The sequence below is a fragment of the Kaistella yonginensis genome (assembly GCF_030409525.1).
Classification (GTDB): Bacteria; Bacteroidota; Bacteroidia; order Flavobacteriales; family Weeksellaceae; genus Kaistella; species Kaistella yonginensis.
The window spans coordinates 83,898-109,596 of record NZ_JAUFQB010000003.1; the positions used below are offsets into that span (position 1 = coordinate 83,898).

Annotated in this window: 18 protein-coding genes and 2 tRNA genes; 11 read left to right on the plus strand and 9 right to left on the minus strand. The window is 36.2% G+C overall.

From position 1 onward, the window contains the following. The first annotated feature begins 308 nt into the window (after positions 1-308). Complete coding sequence (recJ, locus tag QWY78_RS01315) at positions 309-2,018, plus strand: single-stranded-DNA-specific exonuclease RecJ (RefSeq protein ID WP_290215863.1); 1,710 nt, start codon at positions 309-311, stop codon at positions 2,016-2,018. Positions 2,019-2,028: 10 nt separating this feature from the next. Here the strand turns inward: recJ and QWY78_RS01320 are convergent, their stop codons facing one another. Then, positions 2,029-3,180, minus strand: a complete 1,152-nt coding sequence (locus QWY78_RS01320; RefSeq protein ID WP_290215864.1) for a hypothetical protein — start codon at positions 3,178-3,180, stop codon at positions 2,029-2,031. A gap of 81 nt (positions 3,181-3,261) precedes the next feature. Between QWY78_RS01320 and QWY78_RS01325 the strand changes: the two genes are divergently transcribed. Beyond that, positions 3,262-3,783 (plus strand): NAD(P)H-dependent oxidoreductase, encoded by a 522-nt coding sequence (locus QWY78_RS01325; protein WP_290215865.1) that lies wholly within the window; start codon positions 3,262-3,264, stop codon positions 3,781-3,783. Next, a complete protein-coding gene (locus QWY78_RS01330; protein WP_290215866.1) occupies positions 3,780-5,621 on the plus strand; it encodes a monovalent cation:proton antiporter-2 (CPA2) family protein in 1,842 nt (613 codons plus the stop codon). Before QWY78_RS01325 ends, QWY78_RS01330 begins: the two co-directional genes overlap by 4 nt. A 34-nt stretch (positions 5,622-5,655) precedes the next feature. Here the strand turns inward: QWY78_RS01330 and QWY78_RS01335 are convergent, their stop codons facing one another. Next, on the minus strand, positions 5,656-6,063 hold the full coding sequence (locus QWY78_RS01335) for a type II 3-dehydroquinate dehydratase (RefSeq protein WP_290215867.1): 408 nt from the start codon (positions 6,061-6,063) through the stop codon (positions 5,656-5,658). A 185-nt stretch (positions 6,064-6,248) separates the two neighbouring features. Between QWY78_RS01335 and QWY78_RS01340 the strand changes: the two genes are divergently transcribed. Genes QWY78_RS01340 through QWY78_RS01350 form a run of 3 tightly spaced genes read left to right on the plus strand, consistent with a single transcriptional unit; the run spans position 6,249 to position 14,543 of the window. Then, the gene (locus tag QWY78_RS01340; RefSeq protein WP_290215889.1) at positions 6,249-11,246 is read left to right on the plus strand and encodes a translocation/assembly module TamB domain-containing protein; all 4,998 of its coding nucleotides are present in this window, start codon (positions 6,249-6,251) and stop codon (positions 11,244-11,246) included. Further along, the gene (tamL, locus tag QWY78_RS01345; protein ID WP_290215868.1) at positions 11,246-13,597 is read left to right on the plus strand and encodes a translocation and assembly module lipoprotein TamL; all 2,352 of its coding nucleotides are present in this window, start codon (positions 11,246-11,248) and stop codon (positions 13,595-13,597) included. The genes QWY78_RS01340 and tamL overlap by 1 nt, the downstream gene beginning before the upstream one ends. 7 nt (positions 13,598-13,604) lie before the next feature. Next, positions 13,605-14,543: a YihY/virulence factor BrkB family protein gene (locus QWY78_RS01350; protein WP_290215869.1), complete on the plus strand. Its 939-nt coding sequence runs from the start codon at positions 13,605-13,607 to the stop codon at positions 14,541-14,543. A 171-nt stretch (positions 14,544-14,714) separates the two neighbouring features. Here QWY78_RS01350 and QWY78_RS01355 read toward each other — a convergent pair. The 4 genes from QWY78_RS01355 to QWY78_RS01370 all read right to left on the minus strand — a co-directional run bounded on the left by QWY78_RS01355 (position 14,715) and on the right by QWY78_RS01370 (position 16,578). Then, positions 14,715-14,789 (minus strand) — tRNA-Glu (locus tag QWY78_RS01355). A 24-nt stretch (positions 14,790-14,813) separates the two neighbouring features. Then, positions 14,814-15,068 carry a 30S ribosomal protein S20 gene (gene rpsT / locus QWY78_RS01360; RefSeq protein WP_290215870.1) on the minus strand — a complete coding sequence of 85 codons (255 nt, stop codon included), beginning with the start codon at positions 15,066-15,068 and terminating at the stop codon, positions 14,814-14,816. Positions 15,069-15,156: 88 nt separating this feature from the next. Then, positions 15,157-15,228: transfer RNA gene (locus QWY78_RS01365), tRNA-Glu, on the minus strand. Between the two features lie 60 nt (positions 15,229-15,288). Further along, the gene (locus QWY78_RS01370) at positions 15,289-16,578 is read right to left on the minus strand and encodes an N-acetylmuramoyl-L-alanine amidase family protein (protein ID WP_290215871.1); all 1,290 of its coding nucleotides are present in this window, start codon (positions 16,576-16,578) and stop codon (positions 15,289-15,291) included. A 57-nt stretch (positions 16,579-16,635) separates the two neighbouring features. Between QWY78_RS01370 and QWY78_RS01375 the strand changes: the two genes are divergently transcribed. From QWY78_RS01375 to QWY78_RS01385, 3 genes are read left to right on the plus strand one after another with little or no spacing between them, the layout of a single operon-like run. Beyond that, the gene (locus QWY78_RS01375) at positions 16,636-19,221 is read left to right on the plus strand and encodes a putative LPS assembly protein LptD (RefSeq protein ID WP_290215872.1); all 2,586 of its coding nucleotides are present in this window, start codon (positions 16,636-16,638) and stop codon (positions 19,219-19,221) included. Between the two features lie 48 nt (positions 19,222-19,269). After that, the gene (locus QWY78_RS01380) at positions 19,270-19,650 is read left to right on the plus strand and encodes a RidA family protein (RefSeq protein ID WP_290215873.1); all 381 of its coding nucleotides are present in this window, start codon (positions 19,270-19,272) and stop codon (positions 19,648-19,650) included. Continuing rightward, entirely contained in the window at positions 19,650-20,096 is a 447-nt protein-coding gene (locus tag QWY78_RS01385) for a hypothetical protein (RefSeq protein WP_290215874.1), read from the plus strand. The genes QWY78_RS01380 and QWY78_RS01385 overlap by 1 nt, the downstream gene beginning before the upstream one ends. Positions 20,097-20,147: 51 nt before the next feature. Here QWY78_RS01385 and QWY78_RS01390 read toward each other — a convergent pair whose 3' ends face one another. Further along, positions 20,148-21,662, minus strand: coding sequence for a trypsin-like peptidase domain-containing protein (locus QWY78_RS01390; protein ID WP_290215875.1), 1,515 nt, complete (start codon positions 21,660-21,662; stop codon positions 20,148-20,150). 327 nt (positions 21,663-21,989) lie between these two features. Here QWY78_RS01390 and QWY78_RS01395 point away from each other — a divergent pair, with 327 nt between their 5' ends. Further along, a complete protein-coding gene (locus QWY78_RS01395; RefSeq protein WP_290215876.1) occupies positions 21,990-22,904 on the plus strand; it encodes a dimethylarginine dimethylaminohydrolase family protein in 915 nt (304 codons plus the stop codon). Positions 22,905-23,000: 96 nt separating this feature from the next. Here QWY78_RS01395 and QWY78_RS01400 read toward each other — a convergent pair whose 3' ends face one another. Further along, the gene (locus QWY78_RS01400; RefSeq protein ID WP_290215877.1) at positions 23,001-23,663 is read right to left on the minus strand and encodes a copper homeostasis protein CutC; all 663 of its coding nucleotides are present in this window, start codon (positions 23,661-23,663) and stop codon (positions 23,001-23,003) included. Between the two features lie 73 nt (positions 23,664-23,736). Here QWY78_RS01400 and ctlX point away from each other — a divergent pair, with 73 nt between their 5' ends. Then, positions 23,737-24,660 carry a citrulline utilization hydrolase CtlX gene (ctlX, locus tag QWY78_RS01405; protein WP_290215878.1) on the plus strand — a complete coding sequence of 308 codons (924 nt, stop codon included), beginning with the start codon at positions 23,737-23,739 and terminating at the stop codon, positions 24,658-24,660. A 79-nt stretch (positions 24,661-24,739) separates the two neighbouring features. Here ctlX and QWY78_RS01410 read toward each other — a convergent pair whose 3' ends face one another. Continuing rightward, positions 24,740-25,600, minus strand: a complete 861-nt coding sequence (locus QWY78_RS01410; protein WP_290215879.1) for a hypothetical protein — start codon at positions 25,598-25,600, stop codon at positions 24,740-24,742. Between the last annotated feature and the right edge of the window lie 99 nt (positions 25,601-25,699).

The window sequence follows — 25,699 nt, forward strand, 5'->3', positions numbered from 1 at the left end:
AAAATTTTAAAATTTAATATTTAATGATTGTTCTTTTAGCTACGATTAAATTTTACCTACAGATTTATAAATGCTAAAAAAAGAAGAATAAAAAGCTAACACCCTAGTAATCAGTCATAAAAATTTCAAATAATTTTACTAAAAAAACCAAATCTTGAACCTGTAATTTTTAAAACCGCATGATTACGGCTTAAATATTATTAATAAAATAGCACTTAGACCAATTCATTGACTATTTCCTCTTTGCATTATTAAAGGAATAATTTGCGAAAAATTAGCTCACAATTTTTTCTTATTTTTGTAGTATTATGAGTCAAAAATGGATTTACAAACCGGAACCCGATGAAGATATTGTGGACGGAATTATGTCGTCGCTCGGATTTGGAACATTTGAGTCCAAAATCCTCGTTCTTCGCGGTATTGATGATTATCAAAAAGCAAGAGCGTTTTTCAAACCCAACCTCAATGACATCCATAATCCTTTCTTAATGAAGGACATGCAGCTTGCAGTAGATCGAATCGCAACCGCCATTGAAAACGGTGAAAAAATCATGGTCTATGGTGATTATGATGTAGATGGAACCACGGCGGTGGCGCTGATGTACTTGTATTTAAGTAAGATTGTACAAAAAAAATACCTCGATTATTATATTCCAGACCGAAATATTGAAGGATATGGGATTTCTAAAACCGGTATTGATTACGCCAAAGAGAATGATTTCTCTCTCATTATCGCATTGGATTGCGGTATTAAAGCTTTAGACAAAATAGAATATGCGACGGAACTGGGTGTGGATTTCATCATTTGTGACCACCATTTACCGGGTGAAGAAATTCCCGCTGCAGTCGCGGTTTTAGATCCAAAAAGAAAAGATTGCCGATATCCCTTCAAAGAACTTTCAGGTTGTGGTGTAGGTTTTAAACTTTGCCAAGGCCTCAATACCCTCTACAAAATCCCAGAATCTGAATTATTTGAACTTACCGATTTGCTGGCCATTTCCATTGCCGCAGATATCGTGTCGATGTCGGGAGAAAATCGCGTCCTCGCAAAACAAGGATTAAAAGTTTTAAGAAAATCCAGAAACTTAGGCTTGCGAATGTTGATTCCTGAAGATAAACTCGCCACGTTTGAAATATCCAATATTGTTTTTGAGATTGCCCCAAAAATCAATGCAGCAGGACGAATTTCGCAAGGGAAGGCGGCGGTAGAATTAATGGTTTCGGATAATTTAAAACATGCAACCCAAATTGTAAACGACATTATTAATCTCAATGATTCACGTCGTGAAATGGATTTGAGCAGCACGACCGAAGCACTTATACAAGTAGAAACAAGTGGACAAATACCCAACTTTTCAACGGTCGTTTACGGTGCAAGTTGGAACAAAGGCGTTATTGGAATTGTCGCTTCACGATTAACAGAAACCTATTATAAACCTACGGTCGTTTTCGCAGATGGAAACAATGGTGAAATTGTAGCTTCAGCTCGTACCGTTTCAGATTTCGATGTACATAATGCCTTGGAAGAATGCTCTGATTTGTTTATGAAATTTGGCGGTCATCCTGCGGCAGCTGGCTTATCGATGGAAAAGGAAAAGTTAGATTTATTCAAAGAAAAATTTGAGAAAGTCGTCTCCGCGAAAATTCAAGAGCATCAAAAAGAGCCCAGTATTAAAATTGATGTCGAGGTAGAAATTGAAGATTTGAACAAGGATTTCTTCAACTTTCATCGAAAACTTGCGCCATTCGGTCCCGATAATATGAAACCCGTTTTGGTTCTAAAAAATCAGAAAGTTGCGGGGTTCGTAAAAACAATGGGCAAAGAAAACAACCATCTTAAATTTTATATCAAACAGGAATCCACAGGGAGAAACATTGAATGTGTCGGTTTTAAATTAGGGAAATTTGCCGATGAGTTTAGGCAGAAAAAATTCAACATTGCTTTTACGGCAGAAGAAAATCACTGGAAAGGAAATGTAACTTATTTTCTAAATATCAGAGATGTAAAGTTTAATTAAGGTAGGGCTGCTAGAGTATCTCATGCCTTTTAAATTCTTTAGTTTCATCAAAAAGATATCGATAAGTGGCCAGTTTTCTGGTAACTTTTGTTTCTAAATTCTCTGCAATTTTAATCATTTTAGGATTAAAATCCCCAATCCACTGCATTTCATAATCTTCAAAATCAGTAGCTTCCCGAAAATGTTTGGTTCCTTCCCAAATCATGAACCCATCAATCCCTTTTCGTTGCCATTCAGGAATAATTCCGAAAACCAAGCCGACCATTTTTTTATTCTTGCTGAATTTTTTGATGATGAGAAATAGGATTTTCTGCACCCATCCAAATTTGCCTTTAAAAAATTTAATCCATTGGTTCATGTCTGGAATATTCATCCACATAGCGATGGGTTTTTCATTTTCGTACACAAACCAAGAGATGTGTTCATTAATAACGGGCTTTAATGTATTAAACATTTTCATCGTTTGCATTTCTGTCAACTGTTTGCCTTCTCCATGGCTCGCCCAGGCTTGATTATACACTGCCGTAAAATCGCGTGCAAATTTTTCTAATGATTTTAACTGAAGTGGTTTTGCAGTAATATTTTTGTTTTTGGAAATCCTGTCATGCATTGCCAAAAAATTATCAGCAACCGGATCATGAATTTTGCGACCAAAACACAATTGGTTGAAGAAAATCTTGAAACCATAGGTTTCAAACAATGATCTATAGTAGGGTGCGTTATAATTCATCGCATAAAGCGGTTCGGAAAAACCGTCGATCAAAAGTCCCCAAAACTGATCGCGTTCCCCGAAATTGATAGGCCCATCCATGGCTTCCATTCCTTTTTGCTGAAGCCAATCTTTCGCAAAGTCAAATATAAAGTGGGCGGTTTGCTGATCATTAATACAATCAAAAAAACCAATCCCGCCAGTGGGTTGACTCTGTTTGTATTTTTTGTGCATAAAAACTGCAATCTTTCCAATGGTTTCATCATCCTCATTTTTAAAAAGAAATCGCTCACATTTTCCTAATTTAAAAAACTTGTTTTTTTGGGGATTAAATATATTGTTGATATCTTGATCCAGCGGTCTTATATAATTTTTATCATGAGCAAAAAGCAGATTCGGAAACTTAAGAAATTCTAAAGCGGACTCTTTTGAGACGACATGTATTACCTTCATTTTTCAAAAATAATAAAGTTTTACTGCAATAAATGCGGAATTTTTTGATTTTTTCACTATTTTTATAAAAATTCAAATTTCGTGAAAAAAACGCTTGCTGTATTTGCCCATCCTTACTTCGAATATTCGACCACTAATCTGGCGTTAATAAAAGCGTATGAAAGTTCTGACCTGCTGACTTTTAAAGATTTATACGAAGAGTATCCCGATTTTCATATTGCGACTTTTAAAGAAAGAAAGAGAATTAGGGAGTATGAAAGGTTGGTTTTTCACTTTCCTTTGATTTGGTTCGGGTTACCACCTTTGCTTCGCTTATGGATTGATGAAGTTTTTGATATGAGCTGGAAAGCTGAAAGCGATCATCCTTTAATGAATAAAGATGCCATTATTATTGTAACCATGGGTGCAGCTGAAGATAATTATCAGAAAGAAGGTTTATATAAAACCACCATCGAAGAATTGATGAAGCCGCTCACTTTATCTTTGGAAGTTAATGGGATTGAGGTGAAAGAGATTATTGCCATTTATGATTCAGATGATTTAGAAGCGCCACAATTAGAAGAACTCACCGGTACAATTATAAAAACTCTAGAAAAATTATGAATGAAAGTTCATTAGCACAAACTGCCTTAATCTTTTTGGGTGCAGCAATAGTTATGGTTCCATTGGTCCGAAAATTAGGGTTAAGCTCTGTGATTGGATTTATTTTGGGCGGAATTATTATTGGCCCGTTTGGTTTAAAACTTACCGGAAGCGACACCAATGATATTATGCAAGCAACTGAATTTGGTGTTATCATGCTGCTTTTCTTGGTGGGTTTAGAAATCGAACCTCGTAAATTCTGGAAAATCCGAAAAAAAATAATAGGAATGGGCTTGGGACAAATGGCCATCACTGTTGCGATTTTATTTCTTATATTTTATCTAACCGATTGGCGGACCGATCAAGCTTTGGTGGCTGCTTTATGTTTCAGTTTATCTTCTACAGCGATTGTTTTACAAACTTTAAAAGAGAAAAATATTTTCAGAACTGATGTTGGGGAAGCTTCATTCTCTATCCTGTTATTTCAGGATATTGCCGTGATTCCAATTTTAGCATTACTGCCGGTTATTGCCCAAAAATCGGATACCGATGAAAACTTACTGCTTCTGCAATATCTACCCGACTGGCTTCAACCTTTTTCGATTATTTTAGGAGTTCTTGCTTTAATTGTCTTGGGTCGATATATATTCGTTCCGTTTTTACGGTATGTTTCACGCTCGGGCATGAATGAATTGCTCACCGCCTCTTCTTTATTTTTGGTCATCGGTGTTTCCGAATTAATGCATGCGGTAGGGCTCAGCCCTGCTTTAGGTGCATTTATCGCTGGGGTAATGTTAGCAACGAGTGAATTCCGCCATGAACTCGAAAGCCAAATTGACCCTTTCAAAGGTCTGCTCTTGGCGGTCTTTTTTGTGAGCGTAGGTTCTACGATCAACTTTACGGTAATTATGGGTGATCCTATGTTTATATTCACCACCACGATTATTGTTTTAATTGTAAAATTCGCAGTGCTGGTAGGTGTTTTAAAGTTTTTTAAATTAAAATTATACCAAAATTTTCTAGTCGCTTTTGGATTATCTCAAATAGGGGAATTTGCCTTTGTACTAATTAATTATTCCACCAAACTTTATTTATTTGATCCAAAACTTAATGCGCAGTTAATGGCAATTACGGCGATCACAATGTGTATCACACCTATACTTCTACTGATTAATGAAAAGTTAATTGAACCTAGAATACACCAATTTAAAAATGAAGCTCCAGTATTGGAGGGCGCCATAAAACAACAAAGAATCATTATCGTAGGTTTCGGTCATTTCGGAAGTACGGTCGGCAGGTTACTACGCGTCAATGGAATCGGTGCTACGGTTTTAGATAATGATCCGGAGCGGGTCAATTTATTAAAATCGAAAGGATTCAAAGTGTATTACGGTGATGCTTCTAAACCTGGGATCCTTCGTTCGGCTGGAGCAGAAACTGCAGACTTGCTCATTCTATGTTTAGACAATGCCGAAAAAAATAAATTTATTTTAGAATATGCTCGGGAAAATTTTCCGCAAATGCAAATTTTCGTTCGTGCTAAAAATCGTTTAGATGCCTATGATTTTATTAATAATGGCGTTGAAAATATTTACCGTGAAACCCTCGGAACTGCAGTAAACATGGCAGTTGACATTTTAAAGGCTACAGGAATGCGTGCATATGCAGCCAGAAGACTAGGGCAGCGATTTATGGTCATCGATAAAGCAATGACCCGAAAATTAGCCAAAGAACAATTGAGCGACAAAGTGACTTTTACAATGAATGAATATTTGGATCGTGAGGCAGAACTTTTGTCAGAAGACAGCCATTCTTTCGATGAATCACAGTGGAATGAATATGAAGAATATCAGAATTAAAGGTCCTGTTTTTAACTAAAATTTGAATTACATTTTACTGAAAGGTTAGAATCGCCAGTCGATATCCTTTAAGTCCGAAACCGCTTAAAATGCCGTCGGTATTTACTGCCGTCACTGATTTCTGCCGAAACTCCTCCCGTCGGTAGATATTACTGATATGTACTTCTATTTTTGGTTGTGAAATATTTTTTAAACAATCAGCTATGGCATAGGAGTAATGGGTGAATGCCCCAGGATTAATGACCAATCCTTCAAAATCATTTTGCTGTAAACGGTTGATTATTTCACCTTCAATATTCGATTGAAAATAAAGAATTTCATGCTGGGAAAAATCTTTTTTAAGACCTTTCAAATAATCATCCATAGAAACATTTCCGTAGACTTCAGGTTCGCGCGTTCCCAGTAAATTCAAATTGGGTCCATTCAGTATTAAAATTTTCATGTAGAAATTTTTACAAATATAGCGTTTTCCATAAAATAATTTCTTTTAGGCGTAAAAATTGATGGTTACAAATCGGTTCAAAAGATAACTACTCTATGTACTACTCCGCAGATTTCTAATTTTTAGAATCAATACCGAAAACGTACTTTTGTCTCAGTTCTAACCTTTAATTTTTTCATGTGAATATCTATCAAAAGATTTTAAAATATACTGCAATTACACTCGCTGCGCTGATCGCATTGGTGATCATTCTGGTCTTAAGTTTGCAACTCCCATCGGTACAAAATTTCGCTAAAGGAAAATTGGTAAATTACCTGGAGAAGAAAATAAAAACCAAGGTAAGTTTAGAACGGGTTTACATCGGATTTCCTAACAGTTTGGTCATGGAAAATCTGTATTTACAAGGGCAAAAGGTTGACACACTTTTGTTTGCGCGGAAATTAGATGTAGGATTAAACATCCCAAAACTCCTGAAAAATACGGCTGATATTACCTCTATTGATTTAGAAGGTGTGAAGGCCAATGTCGTACGCAATGAAAACGGCGGTTTTAATTTCGATTATATTATCGATGCTTTTGCCACCAAAGACGAAGAAGAAACCCCATCTAAACCATTTATAATTTCTTTAGATAAAATTAAATTAAAAGATATTGGTATTTCTTTTATTGATAATCAGTCGCGGAATGATATTAATCTCTACTTTAAATCATTCGATACGCGGGTGAAAACTTTCGACCTCGAAAAGAATTCTTACGCAATGAATGACATCAATATGGATGGACTTCGATTGAAATTAAAACAAGATCTACTGCAAGAAGTGGCTGTAAAAGTCGAGGAAAAAGTTGATTCTCTGCAGAAACAAAATCCTTTACAATTAGGATTAAACAAAATTAAACTCACCAATTTTAATATTGATTATGGTGATGATAACACCAAAACTTTTGCAAGAATCATTTTTAAAGAACTCAGCACCAAAATAAACAATCTTGAGCTAGAAAACAGGAATTTCGGTATTGAAAATATTTATTTAAAAGGTGCAGATATCAACGCTAAATTATTTCTACCCGCACAAAATGCCAATCCGAAAAAAGAAGAAAACACTTCTTCTTCCACTGCCGAAAAATCGGTAGTATTTCTTTTGAAAAAATTAATTTTAGACGACGTACAAGTGGTTTACAATAACACTGCGATTGCACCCACCAAAAGTGGAATCGATTTCAACCATTTGAACTTTTCAAAATTAAACCTGAATCTTTCTGACTTCAAAATGAATGACGGAACTTTTGTCGGCACCGTAAAATCAGCCGAAATTGTGGAAGGCCGTGGTCTGAATATTCAAAAATTCAAAACCGATTTCGTGTTTGAAGATCAACAGGCTTATTTAAAAGGACTTTATTTACAAACTCCAAAAACAGTTTTACGTGATGAAGTTATTATAAATTACCAATCAATCGAACAACTTTCTGCAAATCCCGGTGCTGTAAAAATTACAGCCCATATTCAAAAATCTCAAGTGGGTTTTTCTGATATATTAATGCTCGCTCCGACTTTAAGAAATACGGCACCATTTAATAAGTATCCGACTGCTATCCTTAAGGTCGATGCTCGTTTGAAAGGTACAATCGATGATCTACTCATTCAAAATTTAGAACTTTCCGGCATCGATCAATTAAAAATTCAGGCATCGGGAAATATTAAAAACGCAACGAACCTGAACAATTTATATTATGATTTGAATGTTCGTGAACTTTCTTCTTCCGCAAAAACCATTTACAATTTCGTCCCGAAAAACGCAATCCCAAGCAATATTACACTCCCTTCTTTTATAAAAATCGTAGGAAAGGCAAAAGGAACGACAGAAATTGTGAACGCGAATTTGCTCATGACCTCCACTTTGGGCCATGCGGGGATTCGCGCCTCGGTGAATATGAAAAAGAAAAATGCGGAACGATATGATGTCTTAGCCAATCTTCAAAACTTACAAATCGGTAAGATGATTCAGAATAAAGATTTGGGTTTTATTACCGGACAAATTGCGATAAAAGGACAAAGTTTCGATACAAACAACGCCAATGCAGACCTCAAAGGAAATATAAAATCGCTTGCTTACAATGGTTACACCTACCAAAACATGATGCTAAACGGGGAGGCAAATCGTGGTAATTATGTAATCAACCTCGACTCGAAAGATCCAAACGCAAATTTAAATGTACGAGCTTCTGGGAATTTTACCGAAAAAAATCCATCGATTAAAGCCAACGGAACCATCCGAAAATTGGATTTAAATAAACTTGGCTTTTATGAAGATCAGATGATTTTGGCCGGCGATTTAGATGGTGATTTCACGAGTATAAACCCCGATGCAGCAAATGGCTTTTTGACTTTAAAGAACTTTGCCATTTCTGATACGAAAGATGTTTTCCCGTTGCAGGAAGTATTTCTCTCGGCAGTTTCTACGGCGAATCACAATCAAATTACGCTGCAGTCCCAAATTGCAGATGTTGATTTAACTGGGAAATATAAGTTGACCCAGATTTTAGGCTCACTGCAAAATACCATTAATGAATACTATCAACATCAAAAATCTGGCAGCAAAGAAGAAAAAATAGCTCCTAATCAGTTTTTTACATTGACTGCTAAAATTAAAGACGATCAACTTCTGCGCAAATTTGTACCCGAATTAACAGAATTTGAACCGATAACCTTGACTGGAAATTACGATGCCGATTCAAGAAAGCTAGAATTTAACGGACAAATTCCTCAGGTAACTTATGGTGCGAACACAATCACCGGCGGCGCTATTACCATTAATAATGAAAATGACGCGTTGGTTTATGATCTCAAACTGGCAGCATTTAAAAATAAAAATATTGCTTTAATGAAGATTAGTGTAAATGGTGATGTTAACGATAACCTCATCACCTACAACGCTTCTACAAAAGATGATAAAGATGCAACCAAATTTTTGATTGCAGGTAACGTAGAAAAAGCAGGCGATCTTACAACAATCAGTTTAAATCCTGATGGTTTAACCTTAAATTATGATCAGTGGAAAGTCTCTGCCGATAATTATTTACAGTTGAGCACCCGTGGAATTTTGGCCCATGATTTTGCAATCTCTAATAACGGAAGTGAAATCAGCGTACAATCGGAAACCACTGTTCCAAACAGTCCCTTGAATATTTCCATTAGCGATTTTAAGATTGAAACCATTACGGAAATGATTAAAAAAGATTCTCTTCTTGCCAAAGGAAACATTAATGGTACGGCGCAACTTCGGGATTTGAAAAACAATATGACCATCAGCGCTGATGTTGACGTGACCGATTTATTTGTTTATGGCAGTCCTGTGGGGAATGTAGATATTAAAGCGAATAATCAAACTGCAGATTTAATAAGAGCAGAGGTTGCGCTATCAGGTTTTGAGAATGATGTAAAACTGCTTGGAACATACAATACCACAACCAGTGGTTTAGATATGAACCTTAACTTAAACCAAATTCAAATGAAAACGGTGCAAGGACTATCCATGAATTCCATAGAAAATGCAGAAGGTTATCTCTCTGGAAACTTAAAAATTACTGGAACCGCGGAAGCTCCGAATATTTTGGGTAGCGTTAAATTTAATAATGTTGGATTGGGTATTACTCAGTTGGGCAGCAGATTTAAAAACATTAATGATGAAATTAAATTTACAAACCGCGGAATTGATTTCAATGATTTTACGATTAATGATGAATCTGGAAACACGGTAGTCATTGATGGTGCCGTTCTTACGAAAAGCTACAAGGATTTTGCCTTTAATTTAGAGGTGAACGCAGATAATTTTAAAGTGGTCGATTCTGAAAAAGAGAATGATAAAATAATGTACGGAGTTTTAGCCGTTGATGCGAAACTGCAAATTCGTGGCGACATAGACTTACCACAAGTTGATGGTGATCTTACGGTAACAGATCAAACGGATTTTACATTTGTTTTGCCACAGTCATCCCCTTCATTACAAGATCGCGAGGGAATTGTGGAGTTTATTGACCAAGACCAAATTGCGTTGCAGAAAACCATTAAAGCAGATTCACTAACCAATCAAAGTAAAATTAATGGGTTGGATATTAATGTAAATATCGAGGTGAAGAAAGAAGCCAAGATCTCCCTAATTATTGATAAAGCAAACGGCGATTTTGTAAAATTACAGGGCGAAGCGCAGTTGACAGGCGGCATTGACCCTTCCGGTAAAACTACTTTGGTCGGTGTGTACCAAGTTGAAAAAGGAGCCTACGAAATGTCGGTCAGTTTACTGAAAAGGAAATTTGAAATTGAAAAAGGCAGTACCATCACCTGGACGGGTGAACCGATGACGGCCAATCTAGATATCACCGCGGTCTACAAAACAGATGCTGCTCCACTCGACTTATTACAACAGCAATTGACTGGTGTTTCGGGCAGCCAGTTAAATCAATATAAACAAAGAATTCCTTTTAGCACCTTATTAATAATGAAAGGTGAACTGATGAAACCAATTATTACATTTGACATTACGACCTCTAAGGAAAATAATTCGGTTTCCGCAGAAGTGATCGACAATACCACCGCGAAACTCGACCAATTGCGGCGCGACGAATCTGAAATGAACAAACAGGTTTTTGCTTTATTGCTATTGAATCGTTTTATAGGTGAAAATCCGTTTGAAAGCGATGCAGGTTTATCGGCTTCCACTTTAGCCAAGCAGAGTGTGAGTAGAATCTTGTCTGAGCAACTCAATAATTTAGCGAAAGATTTAATCGGTGGCGTAGAACTTAATTTCGATTTAGAATCTACGGAAGATTACTCCAGTGGAAATAAAAACGAAAGAACCGATTTGAACGTTGGTTTAAGCAAAAGATTATTTGATGACCGCCTGAATGTGACGGTAGGAAATAACTTTGCCTTAGAAGGTGATGCCCGACAAAACGAAGAAATGACCAATATTGCTGGAGACATCACATTTGATTACAGCTTGTCTAAAGATGGCAGATATATGTTGCGGGCGTATCGTAAAAACGACTATCAAGTTGCCTTACAAGGACAGATTATCGAAACCGGACTTGGATTTATTATCACTTTAGATTATGACAAATTCCGTGAAATTTTCGAACGGTCTAAAAAAAATAAAGAATTTAGAAAACAAAAAACGTCTTCAAAATAATGATAAAATTGAAAACATCATATTATAAAATATTTGCAACGCTGTCATTTACAATCATGCTCACCTCGTGCAGCAATACCAAATTTCTGCAAGAAGGTCAATTATTGTACACGGGTGCAAAAATAAAGATTAAAAATGATACGCTTTCCAAGAAAGAAAAATCGAATCTAAAAGAAGCACTTCAGGATCAACTCCGCCCCAAACCGAACGCGTCTTTTTTAGGTTTACGACCGCGTCTTTATATATACAATAGTACCAAAGAGCCAAAAAAACAGAAAGGAATTGGGTATTGGTTAAAATATAAAATTGGAGAAAAACCGGTTTTATTAGGTGATGTTGATCGTGAATTCAACAAAAAAATCATCGTTAATTATTCGGAGAACAAAGGGTTTTTCAATGCAAAATCTTCTTCAGACACGATTGCTAAAAACAAGACAGCCCAGGTAAATTACACGTTAAAACCTGGCGCAAGATATCTCATCAGTCAAGTTAATTATCCGGAAGATTCTACCATAATCAATTCTGAAATCATTTCTATTAAGGAAAAAACATTTTTAAAACAAGGAAACCCCTTCGATTTAGAGGTAATTAAAGCAGAGCGCGAACGGATTGATGAGCATTTGAAAAATCGCGGCTTCTACTATTTCAGTCCGGATAATATCATTATTCAAGCTGATAGTACGGTAACAAAAGAACCAAAGGTTGAACTTTTTGTAAAGCTGAAAAAGAATACCCCAGAATTGGCAAAAGATCAATTTACGATCGATAAAACCATCGTTTTTGCTGATTATAATTTGGAAGATGTGAAGTTGGGGAAATACGGGATACCGTACATCACTGATTCTGTAGAAGTTTATGAGGATTTATATATTATTGATCCAAAAAATAAATTCAAACCTAAAATTTTTGATCGCACGCTCTATTTTAATAAAGGGGATTTGTATAATCGAAAAGATCACAATCTTTCGTTGAACAGACTGATCAGTTTAGGTGTTTTTAAATTTGTAAAAAATGAATTCGTCATCTCCGATTCTTTGAATCATCGGTTTGATGCCTATTATCTTTTAACGCCGAGACCATTTCAATCCCTGCGTTTGGAAACTTTAGGAAAAACCAATTCCGCCAATTACACAGGTGCCGAGGTTAACCTGAACTGGACGCACCGAAACTTTTTTCGGGGTGCTGAACAATTAAAAGCCTCCATTTATGGGGCAACCGACATACAAATCGGTGGGCCAAAAGACGCCAACAATATTATTCGGTTTGGGGCAAATGCGCAATTGTCTATCCCAAGAATTGTGGCCCCTTTCAAATTTCATTCTTCCAGTGCATTTGTACCGCGTACCAATGTGACCATCGGTTATGAATATTTAAGCAGGACGCAACTTTATACGCTTCATAACTTCAATACCTCTTTTGGTTATGTCTGGAAAGAAAATGAACGTAAAGAACATGATTTAAAAGTAATCGAGGTGACTTTGGTAAAGCCGCAAAATGTGACCGATAAATATTTAGAACAAATCAACGGAAATCCTGATCCCAATAATTATATCGAACCAAAACCAGCGCTACAACGGGTCATTGATAACCAATTGATTTTTGGTCCTACCTACAGTTATACGTATACCAATACAATGCTTCCTAAAAAAAATACTTTTTATTATAAAGGGAGTTTAGATTTGGCCGGCACAATTACCGGTTTGGTTAGTGGTGCCGATGCAAAAGCCGGAAAACAGAAAGAAATATTCAATATTCCCTTCAGCCAATATGCAAAAATGGAACACGATTTCAGGTATTACAGAAAAATTAATGACAAAAGTACCGTAGCAACCCGATTTATTGCAGGAATCGGTTATCCTTATGGGAATTCTACGACCATGCCTCACGTGAAACAGTTTTTCGTAGGAGGGAGCAATAGCATTCGGGCATTTCGGGCAAGAACGTTGGGACCCGGCAGTTATGATCCCCGAAATCAAGAGGCATCTTTCTTTTTCGATCAATCAGGAGACATCAAAATCGAATTCAACGCTGAATATCGGGCGAATATTTACAAATTTTTGAATGCTGCAATTTTCGCGGATGCTGGAAATGTATGGTTGATGAATGAAGATCCCGAAAAACCAGGCGGAAAATTCTCTAAAAACTTTGCAAAAGAACTTGCGGTTGGTGCTGGGGTTGGTTTAAGATTAGACTTTTCTATTCTTATTTTAAGACTTGATGTGGCAATGCCGCTCAGAATACCGTATTATGAAGAAGGAAATCGTTGGACTTTCGATAAAGTTGATTTTGGCAGTAAAGATTGGCGAAAAGATAATTTAATCTTAAATATTGCCATAGGATATCCATTTTAAACGAATTATGAAGAAAAACTTACACTTTTGGGGGAAAACTTTAAAGGAAACATTTATACAGTGGAATAACTCGTCAGCGACAAGAGATTCTGCAAGCTTAGCATATTACTCAATTTTCTCTATACCTGGTTTATTAATTATCATTATTTGGATTGCTGGAAATTTTTTAGGTGAAGAAGCCATACGTGGGCAAATCACCAACCAAATTAATGATTTGATGGGTGAAGAAGCAGCCTTAAGTATTCAGGAAATGATTGCAAGCGCCCTGATTGATAAAGAAAACATATTGATGAAAACGATAGGAGTTGTTTCTTTGATATATGGTGGAACAACGGTTTTTTTTCAGCTTCAAAAATCTTTAAATAAACTATGGAATGTAGAAGCAGCACCAAAAAAAGCCATCCTAAAATTTCTACTCGATCGCGCCAATTCCTTGGGAATGATTGTAGTGATTGGTTTTCTACTCATGATTACAATGGTTTTATCATCGATGATCAGCTTACTGAATAATTTCATCATGTATCAATTGGGTTATGAAACCTACCTGCTGATGACCTCTGTGAATTTTTTGTTTGGTTTTATTTTGGTTTCATTGGTTTTTGCGTTTATGTTCAAAGTTCTTCCCGATGCTGAGATTTCATTTAAAGCAGTCTGGCCGGGAGCACTTCTTACGGCTACCTTATTTACTATTGGTAAATTTTTACTCAGTCTCTATTTTGCAGAACTAAAGCCAACATCAGTTTTTGGTACGGCGGGTACGGTGATTCTAATTATGATGTGGATTAATTATTCGTGTATGCTTATTTTCTTCGGAGCTGAATTTACGAAAGTCTATTCCAAGAATAAAGGGTATAAAATTATTCCCTCCAAACATGCAAAATGGAGTGTTGAAAAACTGTATGCGGACTCACTAAAAGAAAAGCAAAGCATTGCAAAGGAAATGTAGCGTTTATTAATTTTAATACATTTACGTTTACAAATACGACTTGCCCTCCGCTAAAAGTTTATTTAGAATATTAATTGGGAATAGTCTAATCATTTCAGATCCCTTTTTTTTAAAATTAGACACTTATCGTGAGTGCATAAAAAAACTTCCGAAAAACTAATTTCGGAAGTTTGGTAGCCCGTAGGGGAGTCGAACCCCTCTTACCAGGATGAAAACCTGAGGTCCTAACCGATAGACGAACGGGCCAGTGCGTCTTTGAATTTTATATAATTACGCTAATTTATTAACGTGCTTAGTCAACTTACTTTTAAGGTTGGCCGCTTTGTTCTTGTGGATGATGTTTTTCTTCACCAACTTATCCAACAAAGAGATTACTGATGGCAACTGTGCAGTTGCAGCAGATTTATCCTCCTCATTTCTCAACCCTCTCAAAGCTGTTCTAGCAGTCTTGTGATAGTATCTGTTGATTATTCTTTTCTTTTCGCTTTGTCTGATTCTTTTCAGAGCTGATTTATGATTTGCCATATCTTTCTAAAAACTTGGGTGCAAAGATAACAATCTTTTTTTGATTACAAAATATTTTTTTAAAACTTTTCAAAATTTTCATTTATTGTAGCCTATAAGGGAATCGAACCCCTGTTGCAAGACTGAAAATCTTGAGTCCTTACCACTAGACGAATAGGCCTTTGCTTTGAGGACTGCAAAAATAGAAATTAAGTTTTAATCCTGCAACCCCTTTAGGTATTTATCTAGAAATTTTTTGAATAGTGGTGTTTTTAATGCCTTTGTCTTCGAGCTCTTTTTGCATTTTTACCGCTTCTTCCAAGCTGGAAAATTTGCCATAGGTATAATAAAACTTACCTTTCTCCTTTACGCGGATCACGTCTTTTAAGCTATTAAGCATAAAGGAATTAGCGCTTAATTTCTGATCACTCACCGCAAGTTCCAAAGTATAAAATCCAACACCTAATTTCTGGTTCGGGATAAATGAAATGGCCGTTGCATTTTTAAACCCAGCGTCTTTTGCCGTTTTTAAATTATTATCTCTTACAGAAGCGAAATTAGTTACACTATAATAATATTTATACAGATCGTTGTCTTTGATTGGAAGAACGTAATTAAGCCCCTTTAAAGCAGGGTCACCGGTGTTATATTTCGTTGGCGAAGACATCAATAATATTCTGAAGTCATTTTTTAGGGGTTTCTCCTCTGGCTTCACCACTTCTTTGGGTTGGTTGGATGCCCCCCCATTTCTTTCGATTGCTTTTTTATAACTTACAATTGCATCGTAAATACTTTCTGCAACTTCGTTCTGACCTTTTTCTGAAGCCAGATACATTCCCTCTTCATAATTGCTGATAAAGCCAGTTTCAATTAATACGGATGGCATTGCATTTAATCTTAACACGTGTAAGTTTTGCTGCTTCACTCCTCTGGATAAGCGTTTGTCTTTCTTTTCGAAATTGCCTTCTACGAAACTCCCAAATAAAAGACTGCTTTCCAAATATTTACTTTGTTGAATTTTCAGTGCAATTAATGACTCAGGCGATTTAGGATCATAAGACGCAAAAGTTTCGCGGTCTTTTTCATCCAGATAAATTACATCATTCTCCGCTTTTGCCACTTCCAGATTTGTTCTGTTCTGATCGGGTCCCTGAACAAAGGTTTCTGTTCCGTACGGAGAAGTTTTCGTACTCGCATTGCAGTGAATAGACACAAATAAATCTGCTTTACTGCGATTGGCTAAAGTTGTTCGCTCTGTTAAAGAGGGGAATTCATCAATTTTTCGCGTATAGATGATTTTAAAATCTTTATTTTTTTCAAGCATGCGCCCTATTTTCAAAACAATCGCAAGGGTCACATCTTTTTCTCGCAAAGTGCCGACTTCACTGTAATACCGATTTGCACCATGATCTGAGCCGCCATGCCCCGCATCTAGGACAATGGTAAACTTTTTCTGAGCGCTCGGAAGAATGAATATCAAAGAGAATAAAAGGAATAAGTACTTTTTAAAAGAAAAACTATCCGTAATCATCTGTAAATTTTAAAAATTATATTAATTTTGACGGCAATATATAATAGATAAAGCGCTTTGGTCAAAACTGGCTTCAAAAATATACTACAAATCTTAATTATCCTAATTTTTAACAATTTTTTAGCACATCTTCATGCTCAAAATTTGTCTGGAAATAAGATAGTTAATGAAACGATGCCCAAATCTGACACCCTGGTTCAAAAAAAAGAACAGTTAGAGGCGGTGGTCAAAACAAAAGCAGAACGTATCAGAAACGACATCCCCAAAAAGATGACCTACCTGAATAAAAATGCGCAGGTAAAATACCAAGACATGACCATTGATGCCGATTATATTTCAATTGACTGGGATAAATCCTTGGTATTTGCCAGAGGAGAGCTGGATTCTTTAGGAAAAATTAAAAATCCTGCCGTTGCCATACAAGGAGGGAAAACCTATGAATATGATGAGTTCACCTACAACATCAAAACACGCCAAGCCATTGCTTTTAACGCACGAACTGAAGAAAGCGAAGGTGTAATCGTCGCCGAAAAAACCAAAAAATACAACGATTCGGTCTTCTTTATGAAAAGAGGAAAATATACCACCGACGAATATTTCATAAAGAAAAAAGACACCATTGCCGATTACTATTTGCTCGCTCCAAACATTAAATTAATTAAAGGTAAAAACAAATCACAGGTAATTACAGGACCGATTCAAATGTATATTGAACAGGTGCCGACGCCTTTAATCATGCCATTTGCTATTTTACCCTTCTCCGATAAAAGAAGTGCCGGTATTTTAATTCCGAGTTTTGGAGAAAGAGAAGATGTAGGATTTTTCCTAAATTCCTTGGGATACTACCAACCTATTGGCGATCATTTTGACTTAAAAATCCTGGCAGACATTTACACCAAAGGCAGCTGGAATTTAAAACCCGAAATGAACTACAAAAAGAACTACAAATATACCGGGAATTTTTCTGCCGATATGGGTACCACCGTGCGCGGTATAAAAGGGCTGGGTGATTATTCGAAAACCGGCACCTATCGAATAGCCTGGCGACACCAGCAAGATTCAAAAGCAAATCCTTTTCTTACCTTCTCGGCCTCGGTGGATGTAGTGAGTAATAAGTTTTATAATAATACGGTTAATAATAATTACGCTTTTAACCAAAATAATCTGAATGCCCAGCAAAACTCAACTGTAAGTGTTGTAAAGCGGTTTCTCACTTTGCCAATTACCATTACAGGAACTTCTTCTTACTCCCAAAATTTCTCTACGGGTTTGGCAGATTTAAAACTTCCGGTGATGAATGTGGCGATTAATCAGTTTTATTTATTTAAACCAAAGACAGGAATCAGACAAGGTTTAGTAGAAAACATTACCGTAAATACCGGCTTAAACTTGAATAATTATGTGCAAACAAATGAAGGCGAACTGTTTAAAAAAGCGATGTGGGAAAAAATGCAAACGGGTCTTAAAAACAATATTTCTTTAGGAACAAATACCACGATTGCAAAATATTTCACCTTTTCTATTTCAGCAAATATTGACAATGCTCTAACAACCAAAACGTTGACCCGATCCTATAATCCGATTGACAACAAAGTAGAAGATGTTCTCAATAATAAAATTGCAGGATATTCTTCTTTCTCGACCAGCACAAGTTTACAAACGGTTCTGTACGGCATGTTGAATTTTAAAAAGAATTCATCTGTTCAAGCGATTCGTCATATGATGACACCACAAATCGGCTTCAGTTATTCACCAGATTTCTCAGCTTCCAGCTTTGGATATTACAAGAATTATTATAACGATCGTGGCGAAATGACGCCCTACTCTATATTTGACCGTGGGATCATTGGCTCACCCAATTCTGGTTTGGTGCAGGCCTTAAGCTTCTCTATCAATAATAATTTGGAGATGAAAGTGAAATCTAAAAAAGATTCTACCGGAACTAAAAAATTGAAGATTTTTGAAAGTTTAAATTTCAACACCAATTATAATTTCGCTGCTCCAACTCATAAATGGTCCATGTTTAGCTTCAGCGGACAAACCACTTTATTTGAAAAATTAAACCTGAATACGAGCTTAACTTTAGAACCGTATCAAATTATATTTGCTCCAGAAAGCGAAATGGGTATTAGAACAGAAAACTTTGGTCATTTTAGTGTACAAGGTTTCAATGCGCAACTTTCTTATCCGTTGAGCGACGCCATCTTCGGTGAAAAAGAAGAGCTCGCCAAAAAATTTAAAACCAAAGGAGAAATAAGAAATGAAGATTATTATTTTGATGAAGATAATTACGCGCGGTTTAAGCAACCCTGGTCTTTAAACATCAATGCACAATATGGCTACACCCGAAGCTTAACACGTTTCGGAAACAATGTGGCCTCATTAGGTCTCGATGGAAGTATTAAACTATCACCATTTTGGAATATCACCGGTAACCTATACTATGATATTATTACCAAAGAAATTGCCAATACGCAGTTAGGATTCTCACGGGATCAAAGAAGTTTTACCATTAACTTTAACTGGATTCCCTATGGGCAGTATAAAGTATACGATTTCTTTATTGGAATTAAAGCCAATATTCTGCGCGATGCTGTGAAATATAAAGACCGCAGCTTCACTCAACCAAATGCACCGTTTTAAATTTTAAAGAATTAAACTTAAGTTTTATATTTGCCAAAAATCAATCCTATGAAAAAGATCATTTCCACCTCGAAAGCACCGGCCGCTATTGGCCCATATTCCCAAGCGAATTTTGTGAATGGCACTTTGTATATTTCAGGGCAAATCCCAGTAAATTCTGAAACAGGAAAAGTAGAAGAAGGCATTGAAAAAGCAACCCACCAGGTCATGAAAAATCTGGAAGCCGTACTTACGGAAGCCGGATTAACCTTTAGCAATGTGGTAAAGGCAACGATCTTTTTGAAAAATATGGATGATTTTGCGGTGATGAATGACATCTATGCATCTTACCTAAATCCGGACAGTTATCCCGCGAGAGAAACCGTACAGGTTTCTTGTCTGCCGAAAAATGTAGATATTGAAATCTCTATGATAGCACATCAATTTTAATGAATTTTTTAAGAAATACATTTGCAGTAATTTTAGGCCTCACCGTGGCCGCGCTTCTTATCACCATTGGTATAAGGATTAACTCTTCGTGGATCACCTATGAAGGATTTTCCGCCTTTGAAAAATGGGAAAGCGTTTTAAAATCGGTCGAGCATAAACCCTATTTTTTTGTTGCACTGCTAATTTCATCTGGGATTGCAGCAACAGTTGGTGGCGTAGTAACTGCAATTATCGTAAAATATGCAAAAGTAGCCTATGCAATTTTGATTGGATTTATCCTCTTGTTTATTGCGATGCTCGATATTATCATTTTTCCGTACCACCCTACTTTTTACAAAATCTTAATCTTCCTAACCTTCTTCCCTTTCTCTTGGATAGGTGGCAAGATTATCGAAGTGATCTATGAACGAAAGAAACGCAGAAAACGAAAACTCCTTAACAAATAAAAAAAACGCAACCAGTTTAAGTTGCGTTTTTCGTTATTATAGTATTCTTGATTAAGGCATTTTGAACCCTCGGGTTGTAATTCTTCCATATTCATCTACGTATTTGATCTGAACGTTTCCGCTGTAAGAATCCAATATCTTTTCAATATCTTTTTGTGAGTTTACTGGTTTGCCATTAACTTCAATCACGATATAATTATCAACAACACCAATTTTTGCCATCTCACTGCCGTTCTCTACGTTTCTTGCGATTACCCCACTGTTTAAGCCGTAATCGGTTTTAAACTTCTCACTCAACGGCTCAAATTCTGCTCCAATTTTTTCGGTTACTGAAAGGTCGGCTTTACTTCTTAAAGTGGTTCCTCCTTTTTGGTCTTTCAAGGTAACATTAATGGTATTTTGTTTTCCATTTCTTAAATAAGTTACCGCAACTTTATCACCAGGTCTTTTACTGCCTACGGCAAATGAAAGATCATAATAACTTGAAACAACGGTATTGTCGACTTTAGTAATAATATCGCCATTTCGTAAACCAGCATCTTCTGCACCGCCTTTCTCCGCAACTTCAATTAGATAAACACCGCTTGCTGATTTTAGATTGGTTTTTTTCTGTTGGTTATAGGCTGAAACCTGTCGTTCATCTGATAAATCCAACGGAACAACGCCCAAGAATCCTCTTTGCACCAAACCAAACTGCTTAATATCCTCTACAACCTTTCTGGCTAAATTGGATGGAACCGCAAATCCATACCCTTCATAATATCCAGTTTTAGAGGAAATCGCAGAGTTGATTCCGATTAACTCCCCGTTCGGATCAACCAAGGCACCACCAGAATTCCCAGGATTAATTGCCGCATCGGTCTGAATAAAACTTTCAATTGGTGTTCTTGATTGCTGACTTAACAAGTCGATACTTCGTCCTTTTGCGGAAACGATTCCAGCAGTAACCGTAGAATTTAATCCCATCGGATTACCCACGGCTAAGACCCACTGGCCAACTTCTACATTATCGGAGTTTGCAAAATTAAGGTAAGGCAAGCCTTTTTCTTCAATTTTTAATAAGGCAATATCTGTGGTGGGATCCGTTCCAACCAAATTGGCAACATAAGATTTCTTATTAGAAAGCACCACTTCTAATTTGGTGGCACCTGCAATCACGTGGTTATTAGAAATAATATAACCATCAGGAGAAATGATTACGCCCGAACCCATTCCCGTGGGCATATTGGGTGGTGGCGATTGTTGTTGCTGTTTCGGATTACCTCCAAATGGGTTCCCAAAAAACAAATCGAACAAATCCTGATCATTTGCTCTTGTTTTTTTGTTTGAAAAATTTTTGATGCTCACTACGGCTGGAACTGTCATTTTGGCAGCCTTCACGAAGTCATCGCCCACTCCTGTCATATTAAATGAGGCATATTTTGCGTCGTTATTCTTGGGAGCAAAATAATTAAAATCTGCATGATTGCCTTTTACATTAAAGTAAGTGATGGCGCCAAAGGTCGTGGCTCCCGACATTACTCCTACAACAGCATAGGGAATTAGTTTTTTTAAGGTATTTCTCATCGTCATAAATTATTTAAAACGTTATATTTAATTATCTACTAAACAAATTTAGTGCTAAATCAGTATTCATAAAAAGTAGTTTGTTTCAACTTTAACTAAACATTAACAAGAATGACCCTAATTTAAACATTTTTTAATAAAATTGGGTATTGCAACGATTTATTTAACATTTCGATTGTCACTGTTTCTGGTCATAAAATATAAATCAAATAGTGCTGAACAAAGAAATCTTTGTTATATTTGAATTCTGCACAATTGTATTGCAGTTGAAAAATAAAATTATCTCTCATTTTTTACTTTCTTTACATTTGAAATCAGCATTATCGTATGAAACTCAACATTAAAAATGAAACCGGAAGACTTAAATCTGTCGTTTTGGGACAACCTCAATCAATGGGAAGCGTTCCATCTTTGGAAGAAAGTTATGATGCAAAATCCTATGACACGATTCAAAAAGGTATTTACCCTAAAGAAGAGGATATCGTGCATGAAATGAATGAATTTGAAAAAATATTAAAGAAACACGATGTAAAAGTTTTTCGTCCGGAAATTATTGAAGACTACAATCAGGTTTTCGCGAGAGATGTGGCGTTTGTTATTGAGGATAAAATGATTATCTCCAATGTAATTGCAGATCGTGCAGATGAACAAGAAGCCTATCGTAAAATATTTGAAGAGGTAAAGTGGCGCGATATCATCAATCTGCCAGACACCGCCCATATTGAAGGGGGCGATGTTATTGTCTGGAACGATTTCATCTTCATAGGAACTTGTTTTTCAGAAGATTATCGGAATTTTAAAACCGCCAGAACCAACGAATACGCAATTAATATTTTGAAAGAATATTTTCCAAAAAAGAGAATTCTTGATTTTGAGTTGAAGAAAAATGACCGCGAACCTTATCTAGGAATACTGCATTTGGACTGTACTTTTAATCCCATCGGGAAAGATAAATGTATCATCTATAAGAATGGCTTTGTAGATGAAAGCGATTATCATTTGATCCTGGATATTTTCGGTGAAGAAAACTGTTTTCATGTTACCGATGAAGAAATGTTTGAAATGTATCCGAATATCTTTTCGATTTCACCAGAGATTGTGGTTTCTGATCAAGCTTTTACCCGAATGAATAATCATTTACGAAACGAATGGGGAATGACGGTTGAAGAAATTCCGTACCGTGAAATTTCTAAAATGGGCGGACTGCTGAGATGTTCTACTTTGCCTTTGGTGAGAGCCTAAATTTTAAAAAAATCTTTTTTAACCGAAAGTCATCGATTCGACCAAGTCAAAAGTAGTACAATAAGAATGTAAAAACAGATTGCAAAAAAACTGATTCTACGAACTTAATTTTTTCAATTTCTTAATTTCATCATCGGTCACGAAGGTGTCATATTTTAAAATCGCAGAGGAGTGAAAGCTAGTTCCACCCGTAAACGCTTTCAGTTCTTCAATATTTTCAGAGCGCACACCACCACCGATTAGAATTTCTATTTTATCCGAATATTTTTTAATTAAAGTTTTCAGTTGCTCTTTTCCTTCCAAGGCTGTTTTTTTTCCACCCGAAGTCAAAACGGTTTTGAAACCCAATTTAATTAAAATCTGAAGGGATTTTTCTAAATCTTCAGTTCGGTCAAAGGCACGATGAAAAGTACACGGTGTTTCTCCGGCCAAATCAAGCAACGCTTTATTTCGTGCTTCATCAATTTCATTATCCGCATTTAAAACTCCAAAGACGAAACCATCGGCACCGCCTTCTTTAAAAGTGATAATACTGTTTTTCATTTCCAAAAACTCGTCAGCAGAATAGAAAAAGGGACCACCTTTCGGCCGGATCATTACATAAACGGGCGTTTTATAATGCCTTTTTAGATGGAGAAATTCGTAGAAATCAGGTGTTACTCCGCCTTTTTCTAAATCATGACAGAATTCTATTCGGTCGGCCATCGATTGACAGGCAGTTTCCGCAGACGTAATTTCAAAGCAGGCAATTTCTAACATGGGTTTTTTATTATCTATAAATTTAAGTATTTTTGCGAGATAAAGGACCATTCCTCATTAAAACTTATCATTCATGCAAACAGCCAATACCGTTCTGATGGTAGAACCGATCGCTTTCGGTTACAACTCTCAAACAGCAGAAAATAATTACTTTCAAGTTGAACAGAAAGAAACCGACATTCAGGAAAAAGCACTCGCTGAATTCAACAACTTTGTCGGAAAACTTCGGAACAAAGGGGTTCAGGTGATCACCGTGAAAGACACTTTAAACCCACATTCACCAGACTCTATTTTCCCTAATAACTGGGTGAGTTTTCATGAAGACGGAAAAGTCGCACTTTACCCTATGTTTGCTCCAAACCGACGTGTAGAACGAAGAACTGACATTTTGGATACTGTGCAAAATGCCGGCTTTAAAATTACAGAAATCCAAGACCTATCTTCTGCTGAAAAGGAAGACAAATTTCTGGAGGGAACAGGAAGTATGATTTTTGATCATGACTACAAAGTGGCTTATGGTTCTGTTTCTCTCCGTTTAGACGAAAAATTATTCCTTGATTTCTGCGAGAAATTTGACTTTCAGCCTGTGGTTTTTCATTCTTATCAAAATGTGGGAAATCAAAGACTACCGATTTACCACACCAATGTGATGATGTGCGTAGCCAAACAGTTTGTAGTTATTTGTTTGGACTGTATCGATGATGAAATGGAAAGAGAAAAAGTTCAGGAAGTCATTAAATCAACCAACAAAGAAGTGATCGAGATTTCGGAAGATCAGATGCAGCAATTTGCGGGAAATATGTTGCAAGTTCAAAATCAGGAAGGAACACCATTTTTGGTGATGAGCGAAACGGCTTATAAATCGTTAACAACGAAGCAAATAGAAAAGATAGAATCTTACTGCGAAATTATTTATGCCGATTTGAATACGATTGAAGTAAATGGTGGTGGAAGCGCAAGATGCATGTTAGCCGAGGTTTTCTTGCCAAAGAATTGATTTTCTTCAATAGATTTTTTTTAAAACTGAAAAGAAAGTTATTCTCAAAAAAAGCCACTGACGAAGTGACTTTTTAGCTTTATTTAATTTTTTCGATCGTTCTTCTCACCAAAATATGATCGTAAGAATCGGTATGGCAAGGTTGCACATCTTCGGGTATTTTTTCTCTGATGAAGTCATTATAATCAAAACAGTTTTTGAAAATATTGAATTCTCCATTTTTAACATCCCACACAATTCCCTTACTTTTATTGAGGGTAGAAGCCATCACACCACCGGCAGGCCCCATATTATAGGCAAGTCCTTTGGCCCAAATATTTGCCAGCACAACTTCAGTATAAAAATAATTCTCACCTTCTATGGTCACTTTCACAAAACTGTTCGGGAAATCGGAACCTTGTGCGCGATCCGTTTTATTTCTGTTGTTTAAAATACTTTGAACATTAAAATAGAGGTTTCCGTTTTGAACGACTGCAAATACATTTTTTATTTTTTTATCGGTGCTTTCATCGTAGAAAAAACAGTCTAAAGCATCATCATTTACGGTAGATTTTTCGAAACCGATCAAACCTTTCTTGATTAATTTCTGACTCTTCGAAGGTTGCTTTGCGGTAAATTCAGCTTTTGTCAGATAGATGCCATCGGGCAAACTTGTTTTGTTCGAGTTATTTTCTCCTGTTGAAGTTGATGAATTGATTGTAGTTTTCGGCGTATCTAGAGGTTCTTCAGAAATTTCTTTGATGGAAGGTTCGAAAAGTTCTTCCTGTAATTTGTTTGAATAATTAATATAATAGGCTTTCCCATTTTTCCAGGTTAAATCTTTAAAAGGAATTTTGTCTCCAAGCACAGTTGTAAGAATTCCTTCTTTTATGGATTTCCTTTCTTGTGCAGAAACCATTACACTCATAAATAATACAACGAATAAGTATGTATATTTCATCTCTTAAATTTTTGTAAAACTATTCAAAATAATTCAATATTAAAACATTATTTTTCTCATGAAATTGAAGTTTATTTAACAATTTTGCTGGTTTTGAAA

Bases quoted from the DNA above. Each gene is read 5' to 3' on its own strand.
- QWY78_RS01400 (WP_290215877.1), bottom strand. From the start codon at position 23,663: ATGTTAGAAATTGCCTGCTTTGAAATTACGTCTGCGGAAACTGCCTGT.
- QWY78_RS01410 (WP_290215879.1), bottom strand. From the start codon at position 25,600: ATGAAATATACATACTTATTCGTTGTATTATTTATGAGTGTAATGGTT.
- QWY78_RS01320 (WP_290215864.1), bottom strand. From the start codon at position 3,180: ATGAAGGTAATACATGTCGTCTCAAAAGAGTCCGCTTTAGAATTTCTT.
- QWY78_RS01370 (WP_290215871.1), bottom strand. From the start codon at position 16,578: ATGATTACGGATAGTTTTTCTTTTAAAAAGTACTTATTCCTTTTATTC.
- QWY78_RS01380 (WP_290215873.1), top strand. From the start codon at position 19,270: ATGAAAAAGATCATTTCCACCTCGAAAGCACCGGCCGCTATTGGCCCA.
- QWY78_RS01385 (WP_290215874.1), top strand. From the start codon at position 19,650: ATGAATTTTTTAAGAAATACATTTGCAGTAATTTTAGGCCTCACCGTG.
- QWY78_RS01335 (WP_290215867.1), bottom strand. From the start codon at position 6,063: ATGAAAATTTTAATACTGAATGGACCCAATTTGAATTTACTGGGAACG.
- QWY78_RS01395 (WP_290215876.1), top strand. From the start codon at position 21,990: ATGAAACTCAACATTAAAAATGAAACCGGAAGACTTAAATCTGTCGTT.
- QWY78_RS01330 (WP_290215866.1), top strand. From the start codon at position 3,780: ATGAATGAAAGTTCATTAGCACAAACTGCCTTAATCTTTTTGGGTGCA.
- rpsT (WP_290215870.1), bottom strand. From the start codon at position 15,068: ATGGCAAATCATAAATCAGCTCTGAAAAGAATCAGACAAAGCGAAAAG.
- QWY78_RS01390 (WP_290215875.1), bottom strand. From the start codon at position 21,662: ATGAGAAATACCTTAAAAAAACTAATTCCCTATGCTGTTGTAGGAGTA.
- recJ (WP_290215863.1), top strand. From the start codon at position 309: ATGAGTCAAAAATGGATTTACAAACCGGAACCCGATGAAGATATTGTG.
- ctlX (WP_290215878.1), top strand. From the start codon at position 23,737: ATGCAAACAGCCAATACCGTTCTGATGGTAGAACCGATCGCTTTCGGT.
- QWY78_RS01350 (WP_290215869.1), top strand. From the start codon at position 13,605: ATGAAGAAAAACTTACACTTTTGGGGGAAAACTTTAAAGGAAACATTT.
- tamL (WP_290215868.1), top strand. From the start codon at position 11,246: ATGATAAAATTGAAAACATCATATTATAAAATATTTGCAACGCTGTCA.